Origin of the sequence: Flavobacterium endoglycinae (assembly GCF_017352115.1) — a bacterium.
Taxonomy (GTDB): Bacteria; Bacteroidota; Bacteroidia; order Flavobacteriales; family Flavobacteriaceae; genus Flavobacterium; species Flavobacterium endoglycinae.
The window spans coordinates 1,175,790-1,188,024 of record NZ_CP071448.1 but is presented as its reverse complement, the minus strand read 5'-3'; the positions used below and the strand labels follow the sequence as shown (position 1 = coordinate 1,188,024).

Sequence of the window (12,235 nt, the reverse complement as noted above, 5' to 3'; positions counted from 1 at the left end):
CAAAGATTTCCTCAAAAAATAATTAAAAAAACGAATTTAATGAAACATTCCATTTATGTATTGTTCTGTTTTATAAGCCTGATTTCATTACATGCACAGAATAAAATTACGTATCAAAAAGTCGAAGCCAGACAAAATGCATTAGATCCAAAATGGGTAGCTTACGATGCCAAAACCATTGACAAACTGCCTGGATTTAAAACGAAAAAACCAGAACTAACTTCGATTTATGGAGGTTTTAAAGTTTGGAAAAAAGAAGCAACAGGATTTTTTAGAACTGAAAAAGTAGACAATAGATGGTGGATTATTGATCCAGAAGGATATCCGTTTATTTACAAAGGGATTGCAGTTTTCAATGCGGGACGTTCTGTAAATCAGCAGAAAGCATTTGATAAAAAATACGGAAGCAATGAAAATTGGGTAAAGCAAGAATCAAAATTACTTCGCGATAACGGATTCAACGGTGTAGGAGCGTGGTCGAATGTGAACTTGATCCGTAATGCCGAAAATCCACTGGTTTATACCGTGATTATTTCGCCAATGGCAATGTATCATTCTGATCATATTAAAAAATACGGCGGAAAATACAAAGAAGCCAGCTGGCAGAATTATCGTTTTGATTTGGTTATGGTTTTTGATAAAGAATTCGATTCTTATATTCAAAAAGCAGTAAAAGAAGTTTCGCAATACAAAAATGATAAGTATTTGATGGGTTATTTTACAGATAATGAGCTTCCGTGGTACAACGACGCATTAGATAAACATTTAACTTTATTGGCCAAAGACGAGCAGGGATATTTAGCGGCAAAAGAATGGTTCGATCAGCGAAAAGGATTTAATGCTTCAGTTTCGGATATTACGCAGGAAGACCGAATGGCATTTACAGCTTTTTATTTTGAAACCTACATGAAAAAAGTAACGGAAGCCCTTAAAAAAGAAGATCCCAATCACATGTATTTAGGATGCCGTTTCAATCAGGATAAAGAACAAGAATTGACCAATCCTGAGATTTTTAAAGTAGCTGGAATATATATGGATATTATTTCCATCAATCATTACAGAAAATGGGAACCCAATCAGGAATTGATGAACAATTGGGGAGAATGGTCGGGAAAACCTTTTTTAATTACAGAATGGTATACCAAAGGAGAAGATTCAGGATTGCCGAATAATACAGGCGCAGGATGGCTGGTTCGAACACAAAAAGAAAGAGGACTTTTTTACCAAAATTTTACTTTGGCTTTGCTTAAAAATAAAAATAGCGTAGGCTGGCATTGGTTCAAATATATGGATAACGATCCGCAGGATTTAAGCACCGATTATTCGAACAGAGATTCGAACAAAGGAATTGTAAACAGCAATTTCGAACCATATCAGCCTTTATTAAAAGAGATGAAAGTGATTAACGACAATGCCTACGAGCTAACACGTTATTTTGATAAAAAGAATTAAAAATTAGAAATTAAAAATTAAAAATCTGTTGATATGTTAAATCTGACTGCGAATAATTTTTCTAGCAAATTTACCAGATCAGCAGATAAAATTTAGCTATGTTCATTTAAGAAAGTGAAACGCCTTTATACACAAAGAAAACCCTATGTCTCTATGTGTTAAAATTTAATTACAGATAATTAAAAATAAAACGAATATGAAAAAAATTGTAATGCTGTATTGTACTTTTCTGCTGATGGGGAAAACAATAGCACAGGAAATTCCATTAGTGGCTAATATTTCAGCTAGAAACAACATTACGTTAAATGGAAAATGGAGTTATATCGTAGATCCGCTGGAAAATGGATATTACGATTACCGTTTAATGCCTTTTAAAAACAACGGATTTTTCGAAAATAAAAAATGGAACACCACAGATTTAACCGAATACAATTTCGCGACTTCTGCCACAATGGATATTCCGTCTGATTGGAATTCTAAAGACGAAAGACTGTTCTTTTACGAAGGAACAGTTTGGTTTCAGAAAGACTTTAATTATAAAAAAGATGCTAAAACCAAAGGGATTCTGCATTTCGGAGCAGTTAATTATGATGCGAAAGTCTATGTAAACGGAAAAATGGCAGGAACTCACGTGGGCGGTTATACACCTTTCAATTTTGATGTAACCGATTTATTAGTCGACGGAAACAACTTTGTAGTCGTAAAAGTCGACAATAAACGTCATAAAGACAATGTGCCAACTGTAAACATGGATTGGTGGAATTACGGCGGCATCACCAGAGATGTGACTTTAGCGCAAATTCCAAATACGTATATCGAAGATTATTTGGTTCAATTGGATAAAAAAGAAAAAGGTAAAATTTCAGGTTGGATAAAATTGAATAGTGAAAGTGGAAATCAATCGGTATCAGTATCAATACCAGAATTAAAAATCAAGAAGAACATTACTACTGATGAAAAAGGAATGGCGTATTTCGATATCAAAGCCAATCCAGTTTTGTGGACGCCTGAAAATCCAAAATTATACGATATAACCATCAGTAAAGCAGATGAAAATATTACCGATAAAATTGGTTTTAGAACCATTGAAACCAAAGGGAAAGAAATTCTGTTAAACGGAAAAAAAGTCTTTTTGCGCGGTATCAGTATTCACGAAGAAGCACCTTTCAGATCAGGAAGAGCATGGTCTGAACAAGATGCAATTACGTTATTAACTTGGGCAAAAGAATTGGGCTGTAATTATGTTCGTTTGGCGCATTACCCGCACAACGAAAATATGGTGAGAGAAGCCGAAAAAATGGGATTAATGATTTGGTCAGAAGTTCCGGTGTATTGGACCATTTCGTGGACAAATCCAGATACATATGCCAATGCAGAACACCAATTGCACGATATGATTTACAGAGATAAAAATCGCTGCGGTATCGTGATTTGGTCAATTGCCAATGAAACTCCACATGGAGATGATCGAGATGTTTTCCTAAGCAAATTAGCAAAATACGCACGCACTCAGGATAATTCTCGTTTAATCAGTATGGCGATGGAAGTTACCAAAAGTCCAAATAATATCAATACACTTCATGACAATATGAATGAATATGTAGACATCGTGAGTTTTAACCAATATTTAGGCTGGTACAGAGGAACAAACGAATCTTGTAAAGACATGCAATGGGTAATTCCGTATAATAAACCGGTTATCATCAGCGAGTTTGGCGGTGAAGCATTACAAGGTTTTCATGGCGATAAAAGAGAACGCTGGAACGAAGAATATCAAGAAGAACTTTATATTCAGAACACGCAAATGTTCAACCGCATTGAAGGTCTAGCCGGAGTTTCTCCATGGATTTTAGTCGACTTTAGATCACCAAGAAGACAATTGCCAAACATTCAGGATTTCTTTAATCGTAAAGGATTAATTTCAGATCAAGGAATTAAAAAGAAAGCTTTTTATGTGATGAAAGATTGGTATGCCCAGAAAGAAAAAGAATATAAATAAGAGTTTTAGATACAATAAAAAAACCTTCAGAATCAAATTTTGATTTTGGAGGTTTTTTGTTTTATTCAGTAATCAAATAGATTTAGACAATCTTATTTTGAAGGGGTGTACTTCTTTTCTCCAAATACCTTCTAATGATTATCATGGTAAATGCCAATATGCCAAAAACAAGAGTAAGCCAAGGCGTGTATTGAACACCTTTTGTAGCTATAATCCATCCTCCAATTGTTGTTCCTAATGTAATTCCCATATTTCCGAATGAAGTAGCAAGACTATTGGCAAATTCTAAAGAATTGGGAGCTGATGAAATCATATAGGTGGAAGCATTTAAAAAACTTGGCGAATATAAAAATCCCCATAGCGCAATAACGAACATTACAGCTATGGTATTGGTTCCTGAAAAATACAAAAATATCGGAATGAGAATAGTGCCAGACAAAAACAATGCGGTTGTATTGGTGATGTTTTTGTTCAACATTTTTCCCGAAACCCGATTGGCGATAATTCCGACAATGCCAAATAAAAGCAGCATATAACTAACCATTGTGTTATCCATACCTTTGGCTTTGTTAAGATATTCGGCAAAATAACTGTAAGTTGAAAACCATGCTGAGATCATAAAAAAATTCATAGCGGTACTAATAATAAATGTGGGCTGTTTCAATATTTTTAACTGACTGCCATAAGATTTTTTCTCTCTTACAGGCATATTCTGAAGGAAAAAATAAACAACAAATAAAGCAATAAGACTAACAATAGATTGAATAACAAATGAATATTCCCAAGACAATTTACTAGCGAGCCAAGTTGCAAATGGAACGGTTGAAACCATTGCAATTGCTACCCCGCTGAAAACAATACTCATTAGTTCGTTTTCATTCTTTTTATCTCCTTTTGAAACGGCTACAGATAAAGCTGTGGCAATATAAACAGGCTGTAAAAATGCAGGCAATATCCGTACTAGCATTAATAGCCAAAAAGGAGGTGAAAATGATGATATAATTCCGGTAAGAAGAAAAATGGAGATTGCCGTTATCATTATTTTTTTGCGATCAAAACCCAAAACGAATAAAGTCATAAATGGCCCCGTCAATGCAATGACCAAAGCAAATGCACTAAGGAGCATTCCGGCTCTGTCAATAGAAATATGGTAGTGTTCTGCAATTTGAGGTAAAATGCCAATAACACCAAACTCGGTAGTGATAACGGCTATAAATCCTAAACATCCTATGTAAGCGTATTTTTTCATTTTGTAGAATTGTATGTTTTAAAAAAATCAACCATGTCCTGCATTACAACTTTCGCCTCTGGAATAAATCCGCCCATTTGAAAAAATCCATGTGTGGTTCCTTTATACAAATTAAGCTTGACAATTACTTCATTTGCTTTCAGTTTTTCAGCATATTGAACTGCTTCATCTCTCAAAGGATCATATTCGGCAACGGCTATAAATGTTGGAGGCAATGTCTCTAAATCATCTGCCAGTAAAGGAATAGCATCAGGATTATTCTGGTTTTCTATTGCTGGCAGATACCAGTTCCAGGCTTGAATACCGCCCTCTAAATTTAATAAAGGACCATTTTGAAATTCATTCCAAGAAGCTGTTTCTAAAGAATTATCTGTAACCGGATAAATAAGTAATTGCGTTTTTATTTTTTTACGGAATTTTCTAGTAATTGTAGCCGCTAAAGCACCGCCTGCACTATCTCCAGCAATAGAAATGTTATCTGGATTTATGTGAAGCGAAGCGGCATTTGCAGTAATCCATTTTACGGTAAATTCACAATCATTTAGACCAGCAGGAAAAGGATGTTCAGGAGCAAGTCTATAATCTACAGAAATGATAGTGGCCTGTATAGCATTGGTTAATTGACGCAATGGTGTATCATGAGAATCAAGACTTCCGGCATTGAACCAGCCTCCGTGAAAATAAATAATGGCAGGAAGATTTTCTGTGTCATTCGGACTATAAATTCGTAGTCGAATAGAATTATCATCTTGTAATATAGTTTTTTCTTCGATTTGGAAAACCGTTTCTTTTTCTCCTGCCAATGGAATAAAATTTTCGTAAAAAATCCTTCCCGTTTCCCATGCAGTAAGATTTCTTGGAACTTCAATGTCTTCAATAAAAGCTAATGTCTTATGTACTTGTTCTGATAAATTCATGTTATTTGTTTTAAAATAGGCAGCAAACTTATAGTGTAATCATTAATTTTGCGTAGTACACATCTAAATGTGTGGTACTAACAATTTTGTAAGTAATGGGAAAAAGAAAAGAAAATTCAACTAATATGTTGAATGAAAGTTATATTATGGAAAGCTGCAATCTAACTTATGCGGTATGTAAAATTGGAGGCAGATGGAAACTGCTTATTCTTTGCAAACTTGAAAATGGAAAGTTGAGGTTTGGTGAATTGAGAGATCAAATAAATGGTATTACCGAACGTATGCTCACGCTCCAGCTTCGTGAGTTGGAAAAAGAAGCATTAGTTAAAAGAACTGTACACCCCGAAGTTCCTCCAAGAGTAGATTATGAGTTGACCGATATTGCAAAAGAGTTAGTACCAATCTGGAGTCAGTTAAGTCAATGGGGCGCCAAACATAGAGAAATAGTTCTTGATAAATTGATTAAGTAGAATCCTAGACATAGTAAAACCTTCAAAGTCACTTTGATTTTGGAGGTTTTTTTGTGTTTTTTTATGTAATTTTATTTGAAAAAATATCAGAATTTTAAATGGAATTAGAAATTATTATCAGACTTGTTTTAGCGGCATTCTGGGGAGCTCTTATTGGAGCTGAAAGAGAATATAGAGGAAAAGCAGCAGGACTTAGAACTACGATTATGATTTCTGTGGGCGCCTGTTTTTTTACATTAATGTCAGAATGGATAGGAGGACCCGGAAACCCAGACCGAATAGCGTCTAATATCGTAACTGGATTAGGATTCCTTTGTGCGGGAGTAATTTTTAGATCAGATAGTCATGTAAGCGGTATTACTACAGCAGCTGCAATATGGTCTGTGGCGGCAGTAAGTATGGGAGTAGGAGCGGGTTATTATTTTGCTTCGGCTTGTGCCGCATTAATGATTTTGTTGATTCTTACGTTGTTAACTGTTCTTCAGGATAAAATTGATTTAATTAGTGAGCATAAAACACTTCGAATTACTTTTAAGCGAACAGATGATGGCTACAACAGATGCAAAGAATTGTTTAAGGTTCATTCTGTAAAATCAAAGCTTTTAGGACAGCGTCGTACTTTAGACCATCTTACCTTAGAATGGCAGGTGCATGCTTCTAAATATTCAATGGATTCACTTTATACAGCACTTTTACAAGATCCTATTTTTGAAGAATTAGTTTTGTAATTATTGTTGTTCTGTAATTTTTTTACGATGTGCAATTCCCCAATCTGTTAAATTCTTTATTAATGTTTTAAGCGTTAAGCCATGTTCAGTAAGTTCATATTGTACGGTTATAGGCTGTGTGTTTAAAACAGTCCGTATTATGAGTTTGTTTGTTTCCAATTCTTTTAATTCCTTACTCAGCATTTTATTCGAAATGCCTTCTACATCTGTAAGTATATCAGAAAAACGTCTTTTGTTATAATAGCATATAGAGGATAAAATAGAGATTTTCCATTTCCCATTTAAAACATCCATTGAGTCTTGAACAGCCATCATTTCTTTTTTGTGCTGTTGTTTTATGAGCATACTACATTCCATACAATGTTACTTTGTTACTTCGTGGTTACTATTACTTTTGGTAACAAAGTTACTAAAATAAATCAAATGTCTATAGCTTTGCATTTCACATTTAAATCACATATAGAATGAGCAGATTAAAAAATAAAACAGCAATAGTTACAGGTGCATCAAAAGGAATAGGAGCTTCAATTGCAAAATACTTTGCAGCAGAGGGGGCAAAAGTTGTGGTAAATTATGCTTCAAGTAAAGAAGGAGCAGAGAAAGTTGTTAAAGAAATAACAGATAAGGGAGGAATTGCAATTGCCGTACAAGGTGATGTTTCTAATGAATCCGATGTAAAAAGAGTTTTTGAAGAAACAAAAAATGCTTTTGGCACTTTGGATGTTTTGGTAAACAATGCAGGCGTTTATATTTATGAGCCAATCGAACAAGTATCGGCAGAAACATTTCACAAGTCTTTTAATATAAATGTTTTAGGGACTATTTTTGCTATTCAAGAATCATTAAAACTTTTTGGTGATAAAGGAGGTAATATTATTAATATTAGTTCAGGAGCTAGTAATTCACCACTTCCTACAGGTTCCGTATATTCGGCTACTAAAACAGCGTTAGATGCTCTAACGGTTGCATTATCAAAAGAATTTTCAGGAAGAAATATTCGTATCAATTCGCTTCTTCCAGGCATTGTAGAGACAGAAGGGGCACATAGTGCTGGATTTATTGGAAGCGAAGCAGAAGCTGGTTTTGTTTCCAAAACACCACTTGGACGTACAGGACAGCCAGATGATATTTCAAAAGTTGCGGTATTTCTTGCCTCAGATGAATCTGGATGGATTACAGGTGAGAAAATCACTGTTTCAGGTGGAGTTTATGGATTTTAAACTTCTGAATAAAAATATATAAAAATAGGCGGTTATTTTACCGCCTATTTTGTTTTTAGAAATTGATAAAAAGACAATTAATGATACCGTCTTAACCTTAATCTTCAATTTCTATTTGAGTTGTTATACTGTTTTTTACTCCGTTTTTTTCATCGGGCTGGCTGCCTCCAATTGAAATTTGAACTTTTCCTGCATATTGTTTTAAACTTCCGTCCTCTGTTACAAAAGAGAGGTCTTCGGGAGAGAGATTAAAGTTAACAATAGTATTTTCGCCAGGTTTCAAGTTAAATCTTTCAAATCCTTTAAGTGCTTTTAATGGTGTTTTTACTGCCGAATTTTGATTAATTACATACAATTGTGCTACCTCTTCTCCTTCTTTTTTTCCTGTATTGGTTACTTTGACAGATACAGTAATTGGCTTTCCTTTTTTTATTTTAAGCGGAGTTTTTAGCCCGCTGTATTTAAATTCGGTATAACTAAGTCCATAGCCAAATCCATAAATCGGAGTGCCTTTAAAGTAGCGATACGTTTTATTATCCATTTTATAATCAGTAAACGAAGGTAAATCAGAATCGTTTTTATAGAATGTAACAGGAAGTCTGCCGGCCGGATTGTAATCTCCAAAAATAACATCTGCAGAGGCTGTTCCCGCAGATTGTCCTCCGTACCAAGTATTAAGTATTGCTGGAATATTTTCGGCTTCCCAAGGTATGGCTATCGCGCTGCCTGTCATCATCAGAAAAACTACTGGTTTCCCTGAAGATTTGAGTGCTTTTAAAAGATTGGTCTGAACCTCTGGCAGCAAAATAGAGGTACGATCTCCGCCATTAAATCCAGGCGCATTCACTGGCATTTCTTCTCCTTCCAGCTGAGGTGAAATACCTCCTGCAAAAATAAAGGCATCTGCATTTTTATGGAGCTCTATTAAAGCATTGAAGTCGGTTTTTACAAAATTTCCTGTTTGTAAAGATACTTCGGCTTTTCCTTCTCCCTGCCAGTATTCCAGCACAATTTTATAGACTGCATCTTTTTTAGTTTGCAGTTTATAGGTTTTTTCTCCCCAGCGGTTTTTGTCCCATGCATTTATAACTTCTTTTCCATCAATTATAAATCGATAACCGTCATCTGCAAGAATTTCAAAAGTTATAAAACCATTTTCATCAGCCTTAAAATTTGTAGTGTAGCGTGCCGAAAAATGATTGGCTTTAATATTTTCGGCAACTACTGCACCTTCCTGCCAGAAATTATGAATTTCAGATTCTGTTCTGGTCATTTCAGGCTTGCCAGATAATTTGGTGTTAGTAAAATATTCTGCCTTAAAGCCTTGTTTTCCTTCATAAAAATAGTGATTCTTAAGATCTTTATAAACCAGTAACGTATCATTAGTAAAATTGACCGCTTTTTCATAAACTACTTCAGTTTCTGGGCTTACTTTTTCTTTGATTCCCTCTAAAACGGTGGTTAATTTTGATGGAGTTCCGTTGTAATTTCCAAGAATAGAAATTGAATTGTCAGCGTTTGGACCAAGTACTACGATCTTTTTCAGTTTTTTGCTCAATGGCAGCGTATTTTTCTCATTTTTAAGCAGTACAATAGACTGTCTCGCCATTTTTAAAGCATGATCTTTATGAGCATCACATTCTAGAACGGAAGAAGGAGTCTGCGCATATTTAACCATTGAAACAGGGTCAAACATTCCCAGTCTGAAGCGGATCATAAAAAGACGTTTTACAGAAATATCAATTTGTTCTTCGGTAATTTTTCCATTTTTAACAGCCGCCACAAGTGATTTGTAGGCATCAGTTCCGCAATCTACATCCGTTCCGTGATACACAGCATCTGCTGAAGCTGATTCTGCATCAGGATGTGTTTTATGGTTTTTGAAAAAATCGTCTATCGCCCAGCAGTCAGATGTGACATATCCGGTAAATTTCCATTGTTTTCTCAGAATATCAGTCATTAAAATGTCGCTGGCACAGCAAGGCTGCGTTCTGAACGCATTGTACGCACACATAACTCCAGCCACATTAGAGCTGGTTACTAATTTTTTAAAAGCAGGCAGGTAGGTATCCCACAGTTCGTATGGTGTAACATCAACATCAAAAGTGTGGCGTAAAGATTCTGGTCCGCTATGAATAGCGTAGTGTTTTGCACAAGCCGCAGCTTTTAAATATTTAGGATCATCACCTTGAAGCCCTCTTACGAACGCATCGCCTAAAGTGGCCGTAAGATACGGATCTTCGCCATAAGTTTCTTGTCCGCGTCCCCATCTTGGATCTCGAAAAATATTAATATTTGGAGTCCAATACGTCAATCCAAGATAACGCTCATTCGTCCTATTAAGTTCGACGGCCTTATTGTAAATTGCCCTGCCTTCTAAAGCAGAATAATCAGCCATTTTATAAAGTGAATTTTTATCAAAAGTTGCAGCCATTGCGATAGCCTGCGGAAAAACGGTTGTTTTAAAAGGAGTTCTGGCTACACCATGCAACGTTTCATTCCACCAGTCATAAGCAGGAATTCCAAGTCGAGGAATTGCGGGGGCAGCATTTAACATTTGTGCTACTTTTTCTTCTAGTGTTAATTGGCTGACTAAATTTTCTACTCGTTCTTCAAAAGTAAGATCAGTATTCTGAAATGGATATTGTACTGCTTTATTTTGTGCCGAACACCAAAATGAGATAAGTATCAAAATCCGGTATTTTATATTTTTTGTTTTCATATGAATGATTTTTTATTTTGAAGTTTACATTTTTTTAGCAGCGGCAAAAGAATACAACCGATTGCGTAAAGAAAAGAAAAAATATGTATAACTTGAAAATTTTAATCAAAAAAATAATTTTCATATTGTTTTATCTGTTATTTTTTAGGGCAAAAATTATGTATTACATTTTTTATTAATAAGTTTTATGCATATAGTTTTAAAAATAATGCTTATTGTTGCATTTGCTCATTTTAAAATTATAGTATATTTACCACTAATTCACAGAATAATGGAAGAACATAGACATGTAACTATTTATGATATTGCGGAGAGACTTAATCTAGCTACATCTACAATTTCACGAGCGTTGAAAGACCATCCTAGTATTAGTGATAAGACGATTAAAAAAGTGAAAAAAACAGCTGAAGAAATGGGTTTTGTTCCAAATACTTTGGCTGCGGGATTAAGAGGAAACAAATCTAAAACGATTGGTGTATTAATTCCTACTATTACCCAGCCCTTCTTATCATCATTAATTAGCGGAATTGAAGTGGCGGCCAGAAAATCAAATTATTCAGTCATTATTATGCAGTCGCATGATTCGTATGCAGATGAAGTTAACATGGCTAAATCGCTTTACAGCAGTAGAGTAAGCGGTGTTATTTGTTCGCTGGCAATGGAAACAAAAGATACTTCGCACTTTGAGCAGTTTTTAAACAACAACATTCCTCTTGTATTTGTTGATCGTGTTCCTAAAGGTTTTAATGCATTTAGAGTTGTAATTGATAATTACACAGCAGGATATAAAGCAACCAAACATCTTATAGATCAAGGATGTAAAAGAATTGCACACATGACAGCTGGTGCAGAATTCGGCAATCTTTACAATGAAAGAAAAAGAGGTTATATGGATGCCTTAGCTGAACACAATATACCATTAAAAGAAGAATTGATAATACATTTAAAAGCCATGACTTATGATGCCGGCGTTAAAGCTTGTAATAAGTTATTTGGTTTAAAAATGCCGCCTGACGGACTTTTTGCGCCAGGTGATCTTCTTGCCGTTAGTGCCGTACAGACCGCCAAAAAGAAAGGTATTAAAGTGCCTCATGATTTCGCTGTAATTGGTTTTAATAATGATCCTATTTCGGAGATAATCGAGCCTAACATTTCGACGATTACGCATCCTGCTGAGAAAATGGGAAAAGCAGCAGCGAATATTGTGATTGATAATATTGAATCTTTAAAAGAAGAAGAAGAAGTCAAAGAAATAACTTTTCTTAATACGGAAGTACTTATTCGAGAATCCTCAAAAAAAATCTAAAATTAAAACTCAAACCTAGACTTTACTCATAATTCTACACGGCTTTTATTCAATTACAGCATGAAATTTTTGCAAGATATAAATATTAAACCAATATCCTTTTAAGTCAAAGTACAATCGGTTGTGATATAAAAATCCTTAATATAAAGTCTAATAAAATTTGGATAGAATA

At 34.8% G+C, this 12,235-nt stretch carries 10 protein-coding genes; 6 read left to right on the top strand and 4 right to left on the bottom strand.

Annotated features, from left to right (window positions below):
* Positions 1-39: 39 nt before the first annotated feature.
* A complete protein-coding gene (locus J0383_RS05120; protein ID WP_207297367.1) occupies positions 40-1,452 on the top strand; it encodes a hypothetical protein in 1,413 nt (470 codons plus the stop codon).
* Positions 1,453-1,648: 196 nt separating this feature from the next.
* Positions 1,649-3,451, top strand: a complete 1,803-nt coding sequence (locus J0383_RS05115) for a glycoside hydrolase family 2 protein (protein ID WP_207297366.1) — start codon at positions 1,649-1,651, stop codon at positions 3,449-3,451.
* A gap of 82 nt (positions 3,452-3,533) precedes the next feature.
* Here the strand turns inward: J0383_RS05115 and J0383_RS05110 are convergent, their stop codons facing one another.
* Together J0383_RS05110 and J0383_RS05105 are read right to left on the bottom strand one after the other, a co-directional pair.
* Positions 3,534-4,700: an MFS transporter gene (locus J0383_RS05110; protein ID WP_207297365.1), complete on the bottom strand. Its 1,167-nt coding sequence runs from the start codon at positions 4,698-4,700 to the stop codon at positions 3,534-3,536.
* A complete protein-coding gene (locus J0383_RS05105) occupies positions 4,697-5,617 on the bottom strand; it encodes an alpha/beta hydrolase (protein WP_207297364.1) in 921 nt (306 codons plus the stop codon). The genes J0383_RS05110 and J0383_RS05105 overlap by 4 nt, the downstream gene beginning before the upstream one ends.
* Before the next feature lie 95 nt (positions 5,618-5,712).
* On the opposite strand from J0383_RS05105, the gene J0383_RS05100 reads away from it, so the two are divergent.
* Both J0383_RS05100 and J0383_RS05095 read left to right on the top strand, forming a co-directional pair.
* On the top strand, positions 5,713-6,087 hold the full coding sequence (locus J0383_RS05100; RefSeq protein ID WP_207297363.1) for a winged helix-turn-helix transcriptional regulator: 375 nt from the start codon (positions 5,713-5,715) through the stop codon (positions 6,085-6,087).
* 98 nt (positions 6,088-6,185) lie between these two features.
* Positions 6,186-6,815: an MgtC/SapB family protein gene (locus J0383_RS05095; protein WP_207297362.1), complete on the top strand. Its 630-nt coding sequence runs from the start codon at positions 6,186-6,188 to the stop codon at positions 6,813-6,815.
* Here the strand turns inward: J0383_RS05095 and J0383_RS05090 are convergent, their stop codons facing one another.
* A complete protein-coding gene (locus tag J0383_RS05090) occupies positions 6,816-7,172 on the bottom strand; it encodes a winged helix-turn-helix transcriptional regulator (protein WP_239023244.1) in 357 nt (118 codons plus the stop codon).
* Between the two features lie 107 nt (positions 7,173-7,279).
* Between J0383_RS05090 and J0383_RS05085 the strand changes: the two genes are divergently transcribed.
* A complete protein-coding gene (locus tag J0383_RS05085) occupies positions 7,280-8,035 on the top strand; it encodes an SDR family NAD(P)-dependent oxidoreductase (RefSeq protein WP_207297361.1) in 756 nt (251 codons plus the stop codon).
* Between the two features lie 97 nt (positions 8,036-8,132).
* Here the strand turns inward: J0383_RS05085 and J0383_RS05080 are convergent, their stop codons facing one another.
* The gene (locus J0383_RS05080) at positions 8,133-10,757 is read right to left on the bottom strand and encodes a glycoside hydrolase family 3 protein (RefSeq protein ID WP_207297360.1); all 2,625 of its coding nucleotides are present in this window, start codon (positions 10,755-10,757) and stop codon (positions 8,133-8,135) included.
* A 271-nt stretch (positions 10,758-11,028) separates the two neighbouring features.
* Here J0383_RS05080 and J0383_RS05075 point away from each other — a divergent pair, with 271 nt between their 5' ends.
* Positions 11,029-12,063 (top strand): LacI family DNA-binding transcriptional regulator, encoded by a 1,035-nt coding sequence (locus J0383_RS05075; protein ID WP_207297359.1) that lies wholly within the window; start codon positions 11,029-11,031, stop codon positions 12,061-12,063.
* Positions 12,064-12,235: the final 172 nt, after the last annotated feature.